This window comes from Flavobacterium aquiphilum, assembly GCF_027111335.1.
Lineage (GTDB): Bacteria > Bacteroidota > Bacteroidia > Flavobacteriales > Flavobacteriaceae > Flavobacterium > Flavobacterium aquiphilum.
This window is the reverse complement of the sequence record NZ_CP114288.1, coordinates 2,833,328-2,852,440: the sequence shown is the minus strand read 5'-3', so window position 1 is coordinate 2,852,440 and position 19,113 is coordinate 2,833,328. Positions and strand designations below refer to the sequence as shown.

At 32.9% G+C, this 19,113-nt stretch carries 17 protein-coding genes, 1 tRNA gene and 1 pseudogene; 8 read left to right on the top strand and 11 right to left on the bottom strand.

The window, feature by feature from the left end:
- The first annotated feature begins 15 nt into the window (after positions 1–15).
- Positions 16–537 carry a DinB family protein gene (locus tag OZP12_RS11800; RefSeq protein WP_281225194.1) on the top strand — a complete coding sequence of 174 codons (522 nt, stop codon included), beginning with the start codon at positions 16–18 and terminating at the stop codon, positions 535–537.
- Positions 538–542: 5 nt separating this feature from the next.
- Here OZP12_RS11800 and OZP12_RS11795 read toward each other — a convergent pair whose 3' ends face one another.
- The 6 genes from OZP12_RS11795 to aroB all read right to left on the bottom strand — a co-directional run bounded on the left by OZP12_RS11795 (position 543) and on the right by aroB (position 7,499).
- On the bottom strand, positions 543–1,022 hold the full coding sequence (locus tag OZP12_RS11795) for a DNA-deoxyinosine glycosylase (RefSeq protein WP_281225192.1): 480 nt from the start codon (positions 1,020–1,022) through the stop codon (positions 543–545).
- A gap of 3 nt (positions 1,023–1,025) precedes the next feature.
- Positions 1,026–3,137: a DNA helicase RecQ gene (gene recQ, locus OZP12_RS11790; RefSeq protein WP_281225190.1), complete on the bottom strand. Its 2,112-nt coding sequence runs from the start codon at positions 3,135–3,137 to the stop codon at positions 1,026–1,028.
- A gap of 83 nt (positions 3,138–3,220) precedes the next feature.
- Positions 3,221–3,622 (bottom strand): DNA primase, encoded by a 402-nt coding sequence (locus OZP12_RS11785; RefSeq protein WP_281225189.1) that lies wholly within the window; start codon positions 3,620–3,622, stop codon positions 3,221–3,223.
- A gap of 9 nt (positions 3,623–3,631) precedes the next feature.
- Entirely contained in the window at positions 3,632–4,603 is a 972-nt protein-coding gene (locus OZP12_RS11780; protein WP_281225188.1) for a deoxyhypusine synthase family protein, read from the bottom strand.
- 138 nt (positions 4,604–4,741) lie between these two features.
- The gene (locus OZP12_RS11775; RefSeq protein WP_281225187.1) at positions 4,742–6,139 is read right to left on the bottom strand and encodes a type III PLP-dependent enzyme domain-containing protein; all 1,398 of its coding nucleotides are present in this window, start codon (positions 6,137–6,139) and stop codon (positions 4,742–4,744) included.
- 292 nt (positions 6,140–6,431) lie between these two features.
- On the bottom strand, positions 6,432–7,499 hold the full coding sequence (gene aroB / locus OZP12_RS11770; protein ID WP_281225186.1) for a 3-dehydroquinate synthase: 1,068 nt from the start codon (positions 7,497–7,499) through the stop codon (positions 6,432–6,434).
- 92 nt (positions 7,500–7,591) lie between these two features.
- Here aroB and OZP12_RS11765 point away from each other — a divergent pair, with 92 nt between their 5' ends.
- Positions 7,592–8,761: a proline dehydrogenase family protein gene (locus tag OZP12_RS11765; RefSeq protein ID WP_281225185.1), complete on the top strand. Its 1,170-nt coding sequence runs from the start codon at positions 7,592–7,594 to the stop codon at positions 8,759–8,761.
- Between the two features lie 244 nt (positions 8,762–9,005).
- Here the strand turns inward: OZP12_RS11765 and OZP12_RS11760 are convergent, their stop codons facing one another.
- Positions 9,006–10,793, bottom strand: coding sequence for an ABC transporter ATP-binding protein (locus OZP12_RS11760; protein WP_281225184.1), 1,788 nt, complete (start codon positions 10,791–10,793; stop codon positions 9,006–9,008).
- Positions 10,794–10,978: 185 nt separating this feature from the next.
- Here OZP12_RS11760 and OZP12_RS11755 point away from each other — a divergent pair.
- Positions 10,979–11,056 (top strand) — tRNA-Val (locus OZP12_RS11755).
- Here OZP12_RS11755 and OZP12_RS11750 read toward each other — a convergent pair.
- From OZP12_RS11750 to OZP12_RS11735, 4 genes are all read right to left on the bottom strand, one after another.
- Complete coding sequence (locus OZP12_RS11750; RefSeq protein ID WP_281229064.1) at positions 11,013–12,569, bottom strand: recombinase family protein; 1,557 nt, start codon at positions 12,567–12,569, stop codon at positions 11,013–11,015. The genes OZP12_RS11755 and OZP12_RS11750 overlap by 44 nt on opposite strands.
- On the bottom strand, positions 12,460–12,735 hold the full coding sequence (locus OZP12_RS11745) for a hypothetical protein (RefSeq protein WP_281225183.1): 276 nt from the start codon (positions 12,733–12,735) through the stop codon (positions 12,460–12,462). The genes OZP12_RS11750 and OZP12_RS11745 overlap by 110 nt, the downstream gene beginning before the upstream one ends.
- 137 nt (positions 12,736–12,872) lie before the next feature.
- Positions 12,873–13,226: a hypothetical protein gene (locus tag OZP12_RS11740; RefSeq protein ID WP_281225182.1), complete on the bottom strand. Its 354-nt coding sequence runs from the start codon at positions 13,224–13,226 to the stop codon at positions 12,873–12,875.
- Between the two features lie 4 nt (positions 13,227–13,230).
- Positions 13,231–14,865, bottom strand: a complete 1,635-nt coding sequence (locus tag OZP12_RS11735; protein WP_281225180.1) for a hypothetical protein — start codon at positions 14,863–14,865, stop codon at positions 13,231–13,233.
- A gap of 172 nt (positions 14,866–15,037) precedes the next feature.
- On the opposite strand from OZP12_RS11735, the gene OZP12_RS11730 reads away from it, so the two are divergent.
- The 5 genes and pseudogenes from OZP12_RS11730 (at position 15,038) to OZP12_RS11710 (ending at position 18,828) form a co-directional block, all read left to right on the top strand.
- On the top strand, positions 15,038–15,442 hold the full coding sequence (locus OZP12_RS11730; RefSeq protein ID WP_281225179.1) for a helix-turn-helix domain-containing protein: 405 nt from the start codon (positions 15,038–15,040) through the stop codon (positions 15,440–15,442).
- 102 nt (positions 15,443–15,544) lie between these two features.
- The gene (locus tag OZP12_RS11725) at positions 15,545–15,805 is read left to right on the top strand and encodes a hypothetical protein (protein ID WP_281225178.1); all 261 of its coding nucleotides are present in this window, start codon (positions 15,545–15,547) and stop codon (positions 15,803–15,805) included.
- 263 nt (positions 15,806–16,068) lie between these two features.
- Positions 16,069–16,344 (top strand): annotated as a pseudogene (locus OZP12_RS11720) (transposase); the annotation flags it as partial.
- Between the two features lie 195 nt (positions 16,345–16,539).
- Positions 16,540–17,634, top strand: coding sequence for an IS3 family transposase (locus tag OZP12_RS11715; RefSeq protein WP_281225177.1), 1,095 nt, complete (start codon positions 16,540–16,542; stop codon positions 17,632–17,634).
- Between the two features lie 36 nt (positions 17,635–17,670).
- Positions 17,671–18,828 (top strand): IS3 family transposase, encoded by a 1,158-nt coding sequence (locus tag OZP12_RS11710; RefSeq protein ID WP_432419509.1) that lies wholly within the window; start codon positions 17,671–17,673, stop codon positions 18,826–18,828.
- Positions 18,829–19,113 lie beyond the last annotated feature (285 nt).

Genomic DNA, 19,113 nt, shown 5'->3' with positions numbered 1-19,113 from the left:
TAAAAAAACTACCATATGAGATCTGATCAATTGCCGGTTAATGAATATTCAAAGTTCAATGCTACGTACATACAAGCTCTTGAGAATGTTGAATTATTCGAAGAATTAGAAATAAGTTTACATGACTTTATCAAATTTGTCCAAAATATTCCAATGGACAAATTTGATTATAGTTATGCTGAAGGAAAATGGACGATAAAAGAAATTATTCAGCATATTATTGATACTGAAAGAATTTTTGCTTATCGTGCACTTCGAATTTCCAGAAATGATAAAACGCCATTACCTGGATTCGAAGAAAATGATTATGCTGCAAACACCGATGCTAAAAGCAGAAGTATTCAAGATTTATTATCTGAATTTTCGGCTGTAAGACATTCTAACTTATTGATGTTCAAAAGTTTTTCTGACGAACAATTAAGAAGAATCGGAACTGCATCAAATCATAAAATTTCAGTAAGAGCTATTGGTTTTATACTTTTAGGACATGTTAAACATCATAAAAGAGTTTTTGAAGAAAGATACCTTAATTCTTGAAAATTTTAATCCAAAATACTTGACCAAATTCTGAGTTTATTATCAAAAGTCATAGTATTGGCAGGACTAGTAGAAGGCATTACGAAATAGGTAATGCCTTTTATTTGCCCATATTTTTTATAGAAAAAAGCATAGCTTTGTTTTCCGTTAAAAACAATTTTGTTGATTTTAGGAAATTTTTCAAACAAGGCAATAAAATCATTTTCCTTGTGATTTTTTATATGAATGTCTAAACTTCCTTTTCTTTCACAATTTTCCAAAACATCCCAAAGCCCAATTTTGTTTGATTGAAGAATTTTAACCTTTTCCTCAAAAATTTCAGGAATTGGTAAGGCATCAAAAAGAGTACACATAATTTTCCAAAAATGATTTCTAGGATTGGCATAATATTCCTGTTTATTCAATGACGCCACGCCAGGCATAGTTCCCAAAACCAAAATTTCAGAATTTGAATCCACAAAATAAGGAAAAGAAGATATTGTCATAAATTAAGATACTATTTTTTCTTTTTCGAGTATAGCCAAACCAATCCTTATTTTATCATACGGAATTTGTTCTTCGAAAAATTCGAAATAAGGTTTTAAGGCAGTAGGTGAGTCGAGCTTAATTTTTGCATCGGCGATTTTTGCAATTTCATCTTCATTTATGAAAACACTCAAATCTATGTTTTGGCCGTCACTGTATAATTTGGCCAAATGTGAAATTATTGTTGGAACTCCCAATTTTCTTTTCAACGCAATTTCCTCAACAGTCATACCGTTTTGAAATAATACCAAAGTTTCTTTGTAGGTCGTATTCTCTTTTTTGGCCTTTACTTTTTTTATCTTTTGAAATTCAATAATTGCTTTAATAAAAACATGACCATATTTTTCCAATTTTGCTTTTCCAACCCCGTCGATAGCCAAAAATTCCGAATCACTCATCGGACGTTGAATTTCCAGCTGTCTCAATGTGGCATCATTGAAAATGACGTATGCAGGAACTTCTTCTTCTTTGGCAATTTCAGCGCGAAGTTTTCTAAGAAACTCAAAAAGAGAATTTGCAGAAGATTTTGTTTTAGTGGTTTGAGTCTCGAATTTTTCTTTGTTAATCTTCTGAACAGTTGTCAATTGCACTTTTTCACCATCAAATAATACCTTTTTTGCAAAAGGAGTTAATTTAATTCTGTTTTGTTGATGAAAGGCAATTTCGCAATATCCCAAATTTATTAATTGGATCAAATACTGATTCCAATCGTGCCAAGAAATATCGGCTCCAACACCATAGGTTTTTAAATCTTGGTAGCCTTTATCATAAATCGAAGCATTTTTAGAACCTCTCAAAAAATCAACGATTACAGGCAATGACTCCGATTCTTTCAAACGACTTATGGCCGACAATGCTTTCTGAGCAATTATCGTTCCGTCAAAAAAGGCAGGAGGATTTTTGCAAATATCACAATTGCCACAATTTTCAGAAACCAGTTCACCAAAATAGGAAAGCAAAATTTTTCTTCGGCAACTTAAAGCATCAGCATACTGTTTCATTCGCTCCAATTTTGCCAACTGCACATCTGCGTTCAAACCTTGAGATGCAAAATTTTGCAATTGAATCATGTCTCCATAACTTTCGAACAAAACAGTTTCGGATGGCAATCCGTCTCGACCAGCCCGACCAATTTCCTGATAATAACCTTCAATATTTTTTGGCAAATTATAATGAATCACCCAACGGACATTCGATTTATCAATTCCCATTCCGAAAGCAATGGTCGCGCAAACCACCTGACATTCATCATTGATAAATTCGTCTTGGGTTTTGGAACGAATTTTATTGTCTAAACCCGCATGGTAAGCTTTGGCTGAAATTCCGATTTTTTGTAATTTTTCAGACAACTCTTCGGTAGTCTTTCTACTCAAACAATAAACAATCCCTGATTCATTTGGTTTGCTTTTTATGAAATCAATAATTTGTTTAACGCGATCTAATGCAGGTCTCACTTCGAGACTTAAATTTTTCCTATCAAATGAAGCCACAAAAGTTGTGGGATTCTTCAAATTTAATTGTTGACAAATATCAGTTCGTGTAGCTTTGTCTGCAGTGGCGGTCAATGCAAGGATTGGAGTAGAGGGGAAGCGGTTTTTCAAATATCCCAAATTTGTGTAAGCAGGACGAAAATCATGACCCCAAGCCGAAATACAATGGGCTTCGTCAATCGCAATTAAACTAACAACGATTTGGCTGAATGCATTTTCCAAAAAAGATAAACTCTCCGGTGCAACATAAACGAGTTTAACTTTCCCACTTTTTAAATTTTCAATGTGCAGTTCCTGTTCTTCTGAAGACTGACTGCTATTGATGTAACATGCTGCAATTCCGTTAGCTTTTAAACTGTCAACCTGATCTTTCATCAAGGCAATCAATGGAGAAATGACAATCGTAATCCCCGAAAAGACTAAAGCGGGTAACTGAAAACAAATTGATTTTCCTCCTCCTGTCGGCATAATTGCCAGAGTATCTTTTCCCGAAAGGATACAATTAATAATTTCTTCCTGATTGGGTCTGAATTTTTCAAACCCAAAATTTTCTTTTAATTTGGCGTGTAAAATTTCTGTAGTCATTTTGGCGTATATTTTTATGGTATAAATCTAATAAAAAAAGGAACCCGAAATAGAGTTCCTTTCATTTTTATGATAGTATAGAATTAATCTTCGTCGTCATCGTCATCATCATCGGCTACATCTTTGTCGTCATCCTCATCGTCCTCACCATCAACATCCGGTTTGTCCAAGTTTTCATCTTCATCATCATCGGCAGAAGGAGCGTCATCATCATCAACATCCAATTCTATTCCGCTGATTGGTTCTACTACTTCATCCATATCATCATCGTCTTCATAATTACCAATTCTATCAGCCAATTTAGTACTAACTTTTACTAAATAGATAGTGTCTTCGGTTCTAACTTCAACAGCTTCAACCAGTTCATTTTTAGCATTTCTAAATCGAATGATATCAGAATCATCATAACCATCTGGGAATTTTTCAACCAAAAGATTTAAAATTTCATTGGTCAATTTGGCGTAATCAACTATTATTCTCTTCATAAATAATTATTATAGATCTAACAAATATGCAAAAATTAACGGAGCCACAATAGTAGCATCAGACTCGATAATGAATTTTGGAGTATTAATATCTAATTTACCCCAAGTAATCTTTTCATTAGGAACCGCTCCGGAGTAAGATCCGTAACTAGTTGTTGAATCTGAAATTTGGCAAAAATAACTCCAAAATGGAATATCGTGCATTTCCATGTCTTGGTACAACATTGGAACAACACATATTGGGAAGTCTCCAGCGATACCACCACCAATTTGGAAGAATCCAACACCATTAGAACTATTTTTTGTGTACCAATCGGATAAGAAAGTCATATATTCAATACCAGATTTCATAGTAGAAGCTTTCAATTCGCCTTTAATTACATAAGAAGCAAAAATATTACCCATTGTACTGTCTTCCCATCCCGGAACAATAATAGGTAAATTTTTCTCGGCAGCAGCATACATCCAGCTGTCTTTTAAGTCAATTTCATAATATTCTTCCAACACACCGGATAACAACATTTTATACATGAATTCATGAGGAAAATATCTTTCTCCTTTATCATCAGCATCTTTCCAAATTTTGTAAATGTGCTTTTGAAGACGACGGAATGCTTCGTGTTCAGGAATACAGGTATCAGTAACTCTATTCAATCCTCTTTCCAATAAATCCCACTCATCTTGCGGAGTCAAATCACGGTAATGTGGCACTCTTTCATAATGTGAATGCGCTACCAAATTCATAATATCTTCCTCAAGGTTAGCACCTGTACAAGAAATAATTTGAACTTTATCCTGACGAATTATTTCGGAAAAAATCTTTCCAATTTCGGCTGTACTCATAGCACCGGCCATAGTTACCATCATTTTTGCACCATTGGCTAATTGCTGTTCGTATGCCTTTGCAGCGTCAACTAAAGAGGCAGAATTGAAATGCAAATAATGCTTCTCAATAAATTGACTGATTGGTCCTTTACTCATTTTATTTTTTTCTTTTTTTTTGTTTTTATTTTCAAAAGGTAATTTGAGACTTGGGATTTACAAATAAAAGAAATTTATAAATATCAAATTTCCAGAATCTCAATTTTTAATGATTATTTATAATAACCAAAAATTTTATTATTTATTATAACCTAATATTTTCATTACGTCTTCAGCTGTTTGCGCTTCTGAAAACACTTCGGTTGCCAATATTCCGTTCTCATCACGGTCTATTAAAATGTGTTTTGGCTGCGGAATCAAACAGTGTTGCAATCCTCCAAAACCACCAATTGTCTCTTGATAGGCTCCAGTGTTGAAAAATCCTAAATACAATGGTTTTTCTTTATTGTATTTTGGCAAATAAATAGCGTTCATGTTTTGTTCCGAGTTGTAGTAATCATCGCTGTCACAAGTCATTCCACCTAGTAAAACCCTCTCGTACGTATCATTCCATCTATTGATAGCCAACATAATGAAACGTTTGTTAATTGCCCAAGTATCAGGCAAAGTAGTGATAAACGAAGAGTCAATCATGTTCCATTTTTCTCTATCATTTTGTTGTTTTTGATACAACACCTGATAAATGGCGCCACCACTTTCTCCAACAGTAAATGATCCAAATTCAGTAAAAATATGAGGAACATCTACTTCTGCTTCATCACAGGCTATTTTAATCTGATTGATAATTTCATCAATCATATATTGGTAATCGTATTCGAAAGCCAATGAATTTTTGATAGGGAAACCACCACCAATATTCAAACTGTCAAGGGTAGGGCATTCTTTTTTCAAAGCAACATAAACCTTGATACATTTTACAAGCTCATTCCAATAATAAGCATTGTCATTGATTCCTGTATTAATAAAAAAGTGTAACATTTTAAGTTCCAATTTTTTATTCTCTTTTATTTCTTTTTTATAGAAAGGAACAATGTTTTTGTATCCAATTCCCAATCTTGAAGTATAAAACTCAAATTTTGGTTCTTCTTCGGCAGCAATACGGATTCCAATTTTGAATTTCCCTTTTATTTCTCCCTGCAACAAATCCAATTCTTCGTAATTGTCAATAATCGGAATAGTATTCTTATGACCGTTATTAATTAATCTCGCAATGTTATCAATATATTGGTCTCTTTTGAAACCATTACAAATGATAAAAGTGTTTTTATTTATTTTTCCGTTATCTAATAAATTTTCAACAATATTGATATCAAAAGCAGAAGACGTTTCAATATGAATATTATTCTTGAAAGCCTCATTCATAATATACTCAAAATGAGAACTTTTTGTACAATAACAATAGTAATACTTAGCCTCATATTTGTTTTTTTCCATCGATTTACGAAACCAACTTTTGGCTTTGTTGATGTTGTTTGAAATTTGTGGCAAATAGGTAAATTTTAAAGGAGTACCGTATGTTTCCACCAATTTCATCAAATCGATATTATGAAACTGAAGATTATCTTTGTTTAATTTGAATTCTTCCTGAGGAAAGTAATATGTTTGATTTATTAAGTCGGAATATTTTGTATTCATCTGTTTTATAGGGTTTTAAATTAATTGTATTTTTAAAATAGAATTAATAAAAGTTCAAACCCTAATATTTGCATAAATAATCTGCAGTTTATCGTAATCGGCCCTAAAATATTGAAAAACATCAAAACTAAAATTTCCTTTTATACCATAAAAACGCTTCAATAAGCTCAAAAAAGACCTATTGTTACCGCTTCTTTTGGCAGAAAATTTTTTAGTGTTTTGTTTTCTATTCATTGAGGCAAATGTAAAAAATAAAATAAACGCAAAGCAATCCTTTTTTATTAAAAAATAACTAAGATTTATAATCCTCAAAAGCCTTTAGAATCAATTCGTTCTCTACAGATTGGTTAATTTTTATTTTCCCGATACCCTCAATCAATGCAAATTGTATTGTACCGTATTCATTTTTTTTGTCATGAATTAACAACTCAAGGATTGGATCAATATCATTTTCTTCAAAAACCACATCATCATATATAGATTTCAGTGTTGTCTTTATTTGGTCGTATTCTTCTTTAGAAATCAAATTTTTCTGCCATGAAATATAGCTTTCCAAAATCATTCCCACAGCAATGGCTTCACCGTGCAACAAAGTAGTTTTTGCTTCATTTTCCAAAAAGTAACCTTCAATAGCATGTCCCAAAGTATGTCCGAAATTTAACGCCTTTCTGATATTCTTTTCTGTTGGATCCTGCATCACGATAATGTTCTTAATTTCCACAGAACGATGAATCAATTCATCCAAATCATCGTAGTTAATCGATTTTACATCCAAAAATGATTCCCAATAGGCTTTATCAAAAATAAGTCCGTGTTTCAACATTTCGGCAAGCCCGGAACGCATTTCATTTTGAGGAACGGTTTCAAGATATTGTGTATCGACAATTACCATTTTTGGAGTGTTGATAACACCGATTTGATTTTTCAAATTCCCCAAATCCACACCGTTTTTTCCGCCCACAGAAGCATCCACCATAGACAACAAAGTTGTTGGAACATGAATAAAATCGACACCTCTTTTAAAAGTAGAAGCTACAAATCCACCTAAATCGGTTACAACACCTCCACCAACATTAATAATCAATGTTTTTCTGTCGGCACCAAGTTCTGTCAATACTTTCCAGATTTCGATGCAGGTTTCAATATTTTTATTGATTTCACCAGCTTCAAACTCTACTATTTCAACAGTCAAATCTGTTTCCAATAAAGGAAGAAATTTAGACAAACAATGTTCGTTTGTATTGGTGTCAGCAATTATAAATAGGTTTGAATATTTGTTCTCTTTTAGATGTTGGTTTAGTTTTTCATACCCTGTTCCGTTGAAATGAACAGGATAATTATTAGCTTGGATTGACTGCATGATTTTAATTTAATTTTAAGCGCAAAATAAGGCAAAATTTAGCAAAATTAGTCGCATACTCTCTTTATATTTGCATAAAAATATAACAAAAAATGGATAATATTTTCAATAACACACAAATTGCTTTTGCCCTAAAAAGCGATACGGAGCTTGAAAGAGCTTATTTTCTATTCAAACTAATCAACAGCCAGCCCTTGGTACGTATAGGAACAGCGGTTACAAACTTTGCTATAAAGGCTAATCTTCCTGTTGAAAATCTTATTCGCGCAACAGTATTTGACCATTTTTGCGGCGGCGTAAATGAAAACGACTGTTTATCGGTTGTAGATAAAATGTACACCAAAGGAGTTTCTTCTGTTTTGGATTATTCAGTTGAAGGTAAAGAAGAGGAAAATCAATTTGATGCCGCATTGGAAATGACCTTAAAAACAATTGAATTTGCAAAAGAGCGCCAAGCTATTCCTTTTGCTGTTTTCAAACCGACAGGATTAGGACGTTTGGACTTATATGAAAAAGTAGGAGAGAAACAAATTTTATCTCCAGAAGAACAATCTGAGTGGGATAGAGTAGTGGCTCGTTTCGATCAAGTTTGTAGTGAAGCGCACAAAAAGAATGTTGCCTTGTTGATTGATGCCGAAGAAAGTTGGATGCAAGATGCAGCCGATGATTTGGTTACCGAAATGATGCGTAAATACAACAAAGAAAAAGTGATTGTGTTCAACACGCTTCAAATGTATCGTTGGGATCGTTTGGATTATTTGAAAAAACTGCACGAACAAGCCAAAGTTGAAGGTTTCTTCATCGGAATGAAATTGGTTCGCGGTGCATATATGGAAAAAGAAAATGAGCGAGCAATAGAAAAAGGCTATCCAACACCAATTTGTCCTACTAAAGAAGCCACAGACATCAATTATGACGCTGCTGTTACTTACATGGCTGAACATTTGGATACAATGGCCATTTTTGCAGGAACTCATAACGAAGAAAGCACCAGTAAATTAATGGAAATAATGAAAGCCAAAACAATATCGACTAAAGATGACCGAATTTGGTTTGGACAATTATACGGAATGAGTGACAACATCAGTTACAACTTAGCTGCCAATGGATATAATATTGCCAAATATTTACCTTTTGGTCCCGTAAAAGACGTTATGCCTTATTTAATTCGCCGAGCCGAAGAAAACACATCGGTAGCGGGACAAACCAGCCGAGAACTTTCGATGATTAAAGCAGAACGTAGTAGAAGAAAATTAAAATAGTTTTTTAGTAATTTCTTCAATTCATAAAAAAATCCATTCACTGCTGCGAATGGATTTTTTTTTATGACTCAGATTACATAATACCATTTATACATATAAAATAGTCCAATCAACTCGTTCTTTTTCTCCAATACTTCGTCAAAAAATAATACCATAGTAAGGCTATGCAATGATTTTTATCCTTGTCTTGAAGAAAAACAACTTCGCATCTTTAGACTATTTATATGCACAAAGGGTATTAAAACTATAAATTACTAAACTGCAAATTACTTAAGTTTTTATACAACCCATTTTCCAAATTGATTAATTCCTGATGCGTTCCCTGCTCACTGATTTTTCCATGATCAAGTACCAAAATCTGATCGGCTGAACGAATTGTAGAAAGACGATGAGCTATAATAATACTTGTTCTTCCTTCCATCAAAACTTCAAGAGCTTCCTGAACCAGTTTTTCGCTTTCACTATCCAAAGAAGAAGTTGCTTCGTCCAAAATCAATATGGATGGATTTTTTAGCAAAGCACGGGCAATAGCAATTCGCTGTCTTTGTCCTCCTGAAAGCTTAATTCCTCTTTCTCCAACAACAGTATCAAATTTTTCCGGAAAACCTTCTATAAACGTAAGAGCATTGGCTTGTTTGGCAGCTATCATAATTTCTTCATCGGTAGCATTTGGTTTACCATAAGCAATATTTTCCTTAATTGTTCCTCCGAAAAGAATAACATCCTGAGGCACAATACTCATGTTTCCGCGAAGGCTTTCTAAATCATAATCGTATATATTTTTCCCGTCGATTAAAATTTCCCCTGCATTGATATCATAAAAACGTAATAATAACGACGCGATAGTTGATTTTCCCATTCCGCTTGGCCCAACAAGAGCAATCTTTTGTCCATAACCAGCCGAGAAATTAATGTCTTTCAAAACTTTTACTTCTTTTCGTGTCGGATAACTAAAAGCAACATTTTTGAAAGTAACGTCACCTTTTAATTTATCGACGGAAGGAACATGCATACTTGCATTAATTTTCTCTGGTGTTTCATCCAATAATTCAAAAACCCTTTCGGTAGCTCCAATTGCTTTTTGCATTTGTGCATACAATTCGGCAATTCCACCTGATGAAGCGCCAACATAACTCGAATATAATATAAAGGTAAAAAGCTCCCCAACGGTAATTTCGCCGGCTATACTCAATTGCACACCATACCAAACTACACCCACAATTGTTCCAAACAAACAAATGATAATAAAGGAAGCAAAGAAACCTCTGAATTGACCTCCTTTAATACCCATTTTAACAACTTCTCTAATCTTCTCTTTGTAACGGGCAATTTCATACCACTCATTAGCGAAAGCCTTAACAATACTGATTCCCTGCATTGTTTCTTCAACAACGACCTGGCTTTCGGCTACCTGATCCTGTACTTTTTTTGAATATTTACGAATAAACCGCCCAAAAATAACAGCAGCTACACCAACCAAGGGCACAACCGAAACCATCATAATTGTCAATTTGATATTGATACTTGCCAGCATTGCAAAACTTCCGATAATCAATATAAACTGTCTTAAAAACTCGGCAATTGTTGTGGTTAAAGTATCCTGAATTTGAGTAATATCGTTACTGATTCGGCTATTTAATTCCCCAACACGTTTTTGAGAGAAAAACGACATCGGCAGTTTTACCAAATTGGTATATAAAGCCAAACGAACATTAGCCAAAGTGTTCTCAGTAAAATTCACAAACAATGAAAGTCTGAAAAAAGAGAATAAAGATTGGAGCAATAAGACCAATCCTAAGCCAAGTGCAATTTCATTCGCTAAATGAGCATCTTTTTTATGAACACAATCGACAAGCATTCCCATAAACTTAGGAAAGGCCAAAGCAGTAACACTCGTAAGTAATAAGAATAACAATCCAAGATAAAATTTCCACTTATGACTATCGGCATATTTGAAAATCAGGATTGCTTTTTGCAAAGAACTTGCAGTAATTTTTGATTTTGGTAAATCATTTTCTTGGAATCGAGCCATTGTTATTATTTTATAATACAAATGTAAGGCTATAAGAAGATGATAACCAAAAAAAATATGGAGTTTCAATCGTGAATAAAACACTGTCTATGAGGAGCTAAATAAAAACAGAATAAATTTTAATCTATTTTTATCGATTTTCGCTTGCAATTACGAGTTCTAGTTGTATATTTGCACACGCAATAGGGCGATTAGCTCAGCTGGTTCAGAGCACCTCGTTTACACCGAGGGGGTCGGGGGTTCGAACCCCTCATCGCCCACCATAAGGGACAAATCAAAAATATTTTGATTTGTCCCTTTTTTGTTTGAATCTAATTGCTTGTTAATCAAGTACATTAACTGCACTGCTTCGTTGATTCTTGTGGTTCGAAATCCAATCCCGTCAAATATCAAATTCTCAGGATATATTGAACCGATTAAATCCCTGCATGCCACAAACTCTGAATTTTCATAGATAGAATGGATTCTGAATAGGTTCTCAATACCTTGATTCAGTAGTTTTTCAATATCGTCATCATCGGTATTCAATCCTGAATATCTCGCTTGTAGTCTTGCCAACTTATCTCCATAATCAGATTTTATATCTCTATAATCTGATGAATCAATTTGATTGGTCATAAGCAAATCACGAGCTTTAGTCAATCTATTTTCATAATCCTTTATTTGGTTCAATAATTGAGCCTTTTCATTTTGTCTTTCTTTAGTTTGTTCTTTATAGGCTTCTAGGATAATTATACTATAAACTTTTTTATACTCTTTCCTTGGAGCATATTGCATAAGTTCCTGTATGAACAAATGATTTACTTCGTCTGCATTAGATCGATGAGTACAACCTTTGTAACAATGATAATAGGCGTAATATTTTTTTCTTCCTTTAGATTTACTACCTGAAAGTACTTTACCACATACTGGACATTTTAAAAATCCCCGAAGCGGAAGTTCCAGAATTGTTTCTACTTTTGGGCGAATTACTTTTTTCCGCCCATCAACAATATCCTGAACTTTGTAAAACAGTTCTTCACTGATTATAGCTTCGTGTTGCCCATTTACAAGATAGCCTTCTTCATCTTTATATTGTGGTACACGAATTTTTCCGCAATACAGAGGATTTCTAACCGCCAACCAAAAGCTGTGCTTTCCGGTTTTAATCCCTCTCTTTCTCGCCATTTTATGAATATCTTCAGTACAGAAAATCCCTTTAGCTATTTCATTGAAAGCCCAGCGCATTACTGAAGCTTCTGGTTCTTTGATAGAAATATATTTACTGCCGTCATCTTTAGTCCGGTTAACATATCCAATTGGTGCCTGACTAACGTATCTGCCTTCTTTTTTTGCTCTTCGCATACCATGGAAAACATTTAAAGCCCTTCTGTCATTTTCAACTTCGGGAACTGCAAGATAAAAAGCCAACATCATTTTGTTTTCAGGAACAGACAAATCCAACGGCTGTTCGATGGCTTGGGGTTCAACCCCAAGTTTTCTCAAAGTATTAATCATTTGATAAGCATCGCCCGCATTCCTGCTAAACCTGTCCCATTTGGTAAACAAAACCAAATCGGTTTTGTTTTTAAATCTTTTGAGATTTACTAATAACAATTTCCACTTGGGTCTAACAAATGTTTTGGCAGAATGATCTTCATATATAATATCTCTTATTCCAATATTATTAATCTGACAGTACTTTTTCAGTACTTCTTCTTGGTTTCTTTGTGAATACCCTTTGTCCGCCTGTTCGTCTGTACTTACTCTCACGTAAAGGTCTGCTATTTGTTTCATTTTGTTTATTTAAAAAATTTGATACGGTTATTGCTGCCAGTTTTCTCATAAATTCCAAGATTACCCTTGCTTGGTCAAGTGTCAGGTCTAAATTTTCTTCTTTGAACATTTTTAAAGCTTGTTCTGCTGTCAAACTCCCTCTTTCATTCCCTTCGTCATTTCTCATCTTTCAAGTCCTCTCCATTAAAAAAAGACCATCACTGGTCTTTTTTGTTCAACAATCATTTTCCTAATAAAGATAAGACAGTGTTTTTTTTAAATGCTAATCAAAATATGGTGAGAATATGGGCTAAAAAGGGTATTTTACTCTGTAGAATCTGACTCTTTTTTCTGTTTTAAGTAAAGACTATGTATTTCGTCTAACAATTCCATTTCTCCAAGTGGAAAAAGTTGAAGAGCTATCTCCAACAATCCCATTACATTTATCTCAGGGCTAGGAACTGCTGCAGAAATGCATTCCGAATCAAATTCTAATGCAGATATGCTCGCTTTTAATAAATCAGTTATCATTAAAGAAAGATCGGTATAGCCTGTAACTTTCAAGTCCACCGTAAATAAATTGTCCTTATTCTTATAAGGTTTTAATCTTCCGAAATATCTAATCTCACCCATTACACTCATTAAATCGATAGCTTCTTTTTTCTCTTCTGTTTCCATGGTTTCAAACTTTAGGTTCTAATTTTTCAATACGTTCTAATTCTGTTTTTACAATGTTATTGGCAAATTGCGCAAAGTCATTGCATCGCTCTTCCAATAAATCCATATCCTTATCCGAAAAACTGTCGGTTGAGCAATAGCGAAGCGTAGGGTATGATCTGCTTAGCACCTGAAACAAATTTCTGTCTTGTTCGGTCAAACGAGGAAAAAAAATACTGGCTTTTGGATTGATATAGTCACAAATTTCCAGCAGGTACGATAGTGCAAAATGATTGGGAAAATACCCCATAAACAACCGAATCATTCCCAAGCATATCTGCTCAATAATGTAATGAAGCATAACTCCTTTAAGAGGAGAATAACAAGCCCATTCGTAATCTTCTTGCCACCCCCTCATATTGTTCACGATAATATTTCTGTGTTGCAAGTAATCCTTTGACTCCTTATAATCACGATTTAAAGTCTGGTTTAAACTGATAAGATCGGTTTGTTTGGCTCTAAATAGAACTTTTCCATTTTTTATGACATTCAAAAAGAAATATAGTTGGTCTGGCTGTTTGGTTTTTAATTCCGTAAAAGGATGGATAAGTAAAGTTGCTGTGCATCTTCCGTCAGTTTTGCTCTTAATTATATCAGCAAGGTCATGCACAGCATTATCCTTTTGCTTTTGAGTAAAAATCAATAAATAGAAATGGTTTGGTTTTGTCTGCCCGTTATTAAAACAATAGATTGCCTCTGTTTCGAGATATGATGTAATTGCATTGGTTATAATGATTTCATCATTTACAGCTATTTCTTCAAAATTTGCTTTTCCTTCTTCCGGTTTAATAAAGCCTACAATCCTTTCCTGACAACATGAAAGTTGCCTTTGATATATTGTTTTTGTTGCCTTTAGGAGCTTGTGAAGCTTTTTATGTACTGCTTTAACGGTTTCTTTTTTAATTCTTGTTTTAGCTTTAAAAGGAAAATTACTATTGACTTTATCGAGGAGCTCCATCATAAATTTATCCTCGGCATTATTGCCATTAAGGATTGTGTTCAAAATCGGAGCAAAATTCTTTACAACATTAAGATGGTGTAATAGACTAGGGTTAACATGCGGTTTTCCCATTGTCAGTTCGCCAACTACATGAAAGAGAAGGCTTATGGCTTGATGAATGGTATAAAGTGCCATTTGATGGTTGTTTGTTCCTTCATAGTGCTGGGCACCTCTTTTAAGCGATTCTGCTTTAGCAATAAATTCAATATATTTCTTTTCAGCCTTTGAAAGCAACTCACTAGCCTTGTATATGTCTTTTTTTATATTAAAATTGAAGCCCTCGTTTTTAAATAAAACAATCATTGAAAGATACCATTTCACATAATAGAGATTTCCATTTTTAAGATAATCCTGTACATCCAAGATATTTACAATGCGATAGGTGATTTCTAAATGCCTTTTAAAAATTTTATCTGCCCAATCATACATTTCACCTGCAATTTGTTTACTGTTTTCTTCCAAGATTATCGTTAATATATAACCTAATTTACCTGCGACATTCGCTTCATGCAAAGTGACCGCAGTAATATCCATAAAGCTTCGGAGTTCTGAAATTGCAGCCTCCATTTCTTTCTGTTGCGGAAATTGAATTGCTTCCATAATTTTGATTTTTTGGTTGATAATTATGCGAAAAATTGTATTTTTGTTTAAATACATAGCAAGTAAGCAATAGATTGTACCGTACCGAACTAATGGGAATTGTATCTTACCAAAGCGGACTTGTATTTTACCAGAAGTGATTTTTGTAAAGAATTTTAAATACCTTTGAGTTATGAACACAGCAACAAAACCAAAACATATTGGCAGAAATATTAGCCGAATCAGAGAGCTTAGAGGTATGAAACAGGAAGCACTTGCAGCTGCGATTGGAGTGAGTCAGCAATCTGTTTCGAATATCGAAGGAAGTGAGACAGTGGACGAAGAGAAACTAAAAGTTATTGCAGAAGTTTTAGGAGTCTCTACGGAAGCAATCAAAAATTATAGTGATGAAACTGTATTCAATATTATTGGGAATACATATCATGACAATTCATCATCATTAAACTATAACTGCACATTCAACCCTTTAGATAAATTGATTGAGTCTTATGAAGAAAACAAAAAGCTTTACGAACGTCTAGTTCAAGCCGAGAAAGATAAAGTCGAATATTTGGAAAAATTACTAAAAGGGAAGTAGCCTTTTAAAAGAATTATTGATTCCATAAAGAGACTTTCGAGTCTCTTTTTTAATTTAAAATATTATTTATTTTTGCGCTATAACATTGAAAAGATTAATGCCATGGATAAAACTATAAAACTTCGAGTAAAAAAAGAAATTGATAATCTAAACGAGATCAAGGTATTAAAACTAAAAGGGACTTTAATTACCAAAGGTTTCACCGAAATTATTCACATTGCAGACGAAAACGAAGAATTCTATTTGAATTCGTTTTCCACTTCTGCTGACCATAAAAAAGAGGCCGAAGATTTTGTTCTAGACTATATTTCAACTAATAATCTAACAGACATAATCACTTTGCTAAACACTACAAAAAATTAAGATACCTATATACTTGAATGTACCAACTAGGAACCATCCTTAAAAATATAGGTTTTGTTTTAGTGTATATATTCAAACTCAAAAATACTCAAAATAGCATTTGCCTCGCGTTTTGATACAAAAATCCAGCTCATTTCGAGCTGGATTTTTCATTTTTATCTTATTTCAAAATTTTGAAAATAGCTAAAAATATCTGTTAGTCAAATAGTTAAGATGTTATTTTTTAAAATGATCAAAAGTGGTTTTCATGATCGAACAATAAAGGGCTTGATAAACATTACAGACATAGAGTAATACAACATAATAAAGGATATTACAAGAGCGGTGCTTATCACACTAATAGCATTGAAGGATTTTGGAGTCATTTAAAAAGAGGTATTATTGGGATATATCATGTTGTAAGTAAAAAGCATCTAGATAAGTATTGTGATGAATTTGCATATCGATATAACACAAGGGATATGTTAGACGGAGAAAGGTTCAATCTATCATTGATTAATGCAGATGAAAGAATGAGATATAAGGAGTTGATTGCGTAGGAATTCAAATCCCTTCAAATATTTAGATAAAATAATATACCCAAGGTTACCACTTTAATTTTTAAATATTACCGAAGAAGTGATTTAATATAAAGATAATGATGTATTAAGTATGTTATTATCTTTTAATTATTTATATATCAACGTCATTATATTTCTTAAATTCACGTAAGAATAGAACCTGAATTTTAAGAAATGGAGAAACGTAAAATCTACGATCGTAATTTTAAAGAAAATGCAATCCAATTGAGCTCTGAAAGAGGTTTGAGAAAAGCCTCAAGAGAACTTGGTACAGCACCTGCACTTATATCTAGATGGCGACAGGAGCTTCTTAAATATGGAACAGCAAGTTTTTCTGGATATGGAAACTGTAGATTAACCCCCGAAGAGAAAATATTTTCCAAACAAAAAATAAAACTTAACAGAGAGCTTAAACAATCAAAACTTAAGATTGAAATTTGGAAGAATGGGAGTAAATATATTTCTCAAGGAAAACTAATGATTTATCATTTTATTGAAAGTAATATAGACAAGTATAAACTTGGAATAATATGCAACGTTTTAGGAGTAAGTAAAATATCATATAATAAATGGAAAAATCGGAGAATTTCTCCGACACAACGTCGAATAAATTTTTTAAAAGAAGAAATAACTTCAATCTTTTTTGAGTACAAAGGAATATATGGCAGTGCAAGAATTGCTGCAGAATTACAAGGTCGAGGCTTTTCGATAAAAAAACGACAAGTTGCCATCCATATGAGAAAACTAGGTTTGGTTAGCAAGATTAGAAGAAATTATAAACTCAAGACTGTTTCACGTTTTAATAATCCTTATGCTTTTCCTAATATTTTAAATCAACAATTTACGGTTGAAGAACCATCTAAAGCTTGGGTCTCAGGGATAACTCGCTTCCAAACAGAAAAGGAACTATTATTCTTAACTATTATTATGGATTTATTTGACAGGAAAATTATAGGTTGGAGCCTGAGTAATGGATTAACTGTCAAGGAAACTACAATATCAGCTTGGGAAATGGCTGTACAAAATCGTAAAATAAAAACGGGTTTAATATTTCATTCTAATAGAGGAATTCAATATGCGAACAAGATGTTTGCTAGTAAATTAGACTCTTATATGTTTATTAGACGAAGTATGAATCGAATAGGAAATCATTCTGATAATTCTATTTGCGAAAGCTTTTTTACTTTTCTTAAATCTGAACTAGTTGATTTAAATATGCTTCTAACAAGAGAGCAAATTGAAGAAAAAATATTTGAATATCTACATTAAAAAGACATTCTGCTATAAATTATCAAACTTCAGGCGATGAAAAAATACGAACGTACTTTTAAAGAGAATGCAGTTAAATTAAGTTATGATCGAGGCAAGAGGCAAATTGCAAGTTTTGCAAGAGAGTTGGGAATAGTTCCAGATTTCTTGTACAAATGGCGAAAAGACTATGAAAAATTTGGAACGGGGAGTTTTTGTGGAAGAGGCCACCCAAAAATGACTCCCCAACAAGCGGTCATTACTGAGCTTAAAAGAAAAATTAAAGATGCAAAAATTACGCTGGAAATTTTAAAGAAAGGGACAAAATATGTTTCACAAGGAAAAATAATGACTAAGCGATTCATTGAAAACAATAAATCTGAATTTTCAATTGCAAAAATGTTAGCTGTCTTAGAAGTATCGGAGACCACATACTATAGAAGAAAAAAACAAGAGCTTACAGATACAGAATCTCGAGTAATTTTATTAAAACAAGAAATTACATCCATATTTTATGAATTTAAGCAAAGATATGGATACACGAAAATTACAAAAGAACTTCAAAGTAGAGGATTTAAAAACAAAAACTCGTCAGTAAAATTTTACATGGGAATACTAGGGTTGCGTAGCAAAGTTAAAAGAAAATATAAGATAACAACTGATTCACATCATAATCACTATGTAGTCCCAAATGTTTTAAATAGAGAATTTACAGTTAGAGAGCATGCTAGAGCTTGGGTTTCAGACATAACATATATACCAACAAAGAAAGGCTTTTTATATCTTACCATTGTTATGGATTTATTTGATAGGAAAATAATAGGATGGAGTTTAAGCACAAAAATTAGTACAAAAGCGACATCGTTGCCAGCTTGGGAAATGGCAGTAAATAACAGGAAAATCAGTAAGGATTTAATCTTCCATTCAGATAGAGGTGTTCAATATGCTAATAAAATTTTCACGAATACATTAGAATCTTATAATTGCGTTAGACGCAGTATGTGTCGTAAACAAAATCATTATGATAATGCTGTTGCTGAAAGCTTTTTCAGCTCTTTTAAAAAAGAATTAATTAATCGAAACAAACTTCTACCGAAAAAACAGATGAGAGTACAAGTTCATGAATATATTGAAAATTGGTATAATAAAAAAAGACGGCATTCATATTTAGGATATAAAACAATCGAAGAATTTGATAAAATTTATTTAAGATAATTGATATACAAGACTACATCTTTGAAATCATTGAGGATATTTGTTTAATTATATATAAACTATAAATTTTAAACAAATATATCATGAAAACACTTTCAAGAAAGTTTTGCGCCTGTTAAAGAAGAACAACAAGAAGTTATAGAGAATCAAGTTGACAACAAAGAAGAAGTTGTTAATGAGGATGAAAATGTAGAAAAGGAAAAGCCGTCTGAATAAGGACGATTTTTCCACTATATTAACTATACTTTATTGCTAACAATAGCTTAAAAAAATGTTGTTTGATAA

Bases quoted from the DNA above. Each gene is read 5' to 3' on its own strand.
- OZP12_RS11780 (WP_281225188.1), bottom strand. From the start codon at position 4,603: ATGAGTAAAGGACCAATCAGTCAATTTATTGAGAAGCATTATTTGCAT.
- OZP12_RS11735 (WP_281225180.1), bottom strand. From the start codon at position 14,865: ATGGAAGCAATTCAATTTCCGCAACAGAAAGAAATGGAGGCTGCAATT.
- aroB (WP_281225186.1), bottom strand. From the start codon at position 7,499: ATGCAGTCAATCCAAGCTAATAATTATCCTGTTCATTTCAACGGAACA.
- OZP12_RS11710 (WP_432419509.1), top strand. From the start codon at position 17,671: ATGAAAAAATACGAACGTACTTTTAAAGAGAATGCAGTTAAATTAAGT.
- OZP12_RS11785 (WP_281225189.1), bottom strand. From the start codon at position 3,622: ATGAAGAGAATAATAGTTGATTACGCCAAATTGACCAATGAAATTTTA.
- OZP12_RS11760 (WP_281225184.1), bottom strand. From the start codon at position 10,793: ATGGCTCGATTCCAAGAAAATGATTTACCAAAATCAAAAATTACTGCA.
- OZP12_RS11725 (WP_281225178.1), top strand. From the start codon at position 15,545: ATGGATAAAACTATAAAACTTCGAGTAAAAAAAGAAATTGATAATCTA.
- OZP12_RS11765 (WP_281225185.1), top strand. From the start codon at position 7,592: ATGGATAATATTTTCAATAACACACAAATTGCTTTTGCCCTAAAAAGC.
- OZP12_RS11730 (WP_281225179.1), top strand. From the start codon at position 15,038: ATGAACACAGCAACAAAACCAAAACATATTGGCAGAAATATTAGCCGA.
- OZP12_RS11745 (WP_281225183.1), bottom strand. From the start codon at position 12,735: ATGAGAAATGACGAAGGGAATGAAAGAGGGAGTTTGACAGCAGAACAA.
- OZP12_RS11775 (WP_281225187.1), bottom strand. From the start codon at position 6,139: ATGAATACAAAATATTCCGACTTAATAAATCAAACATATTACTTTCCT.
- OZP12_RS11800 (WP_281225194.1), top strand. From the start codon at position 16: ATGAGATCTGATCAATTGCCGGTTAATGAATATTCAAAGTTCAATGCT.
- recQ (WP_281225190.1), bottom strand. From the start codon at position 3,137: ATGACTACAGAAATTTTACACGCCAAATTAAAAGAAAATTTTGGGTTT.
- OZP12_RS11740 (WP_281225182.1), bottom strand. From the start codon at position 13,226: ATGGAAACAGAAGAGAAAAAAGAAGCTATCGATTTAATGAGTGTAATG.
- OZP12_RS11750 (WP_281229064.1), bottom strand. From the start codon at position 12,569: ATGAAACAAATAGCAGACCTTTACGTGAGAGTAAGTACAGACGAACAG.
- OZP12_RS11715 (WP_281225177.1), top strand. From the start codon at position 16,540: ATGGAGAAACGTAAAATCTACGATCGTAATTTTAAAGAAAATGCAATC.
- OZP12_RS11795 (WP_281225192.1), bottom strand. From the start codon at position 1,022: ATGACAATATCTTCTTTTCCTTATTTTGTGGATTCAAATTCTGAAATT.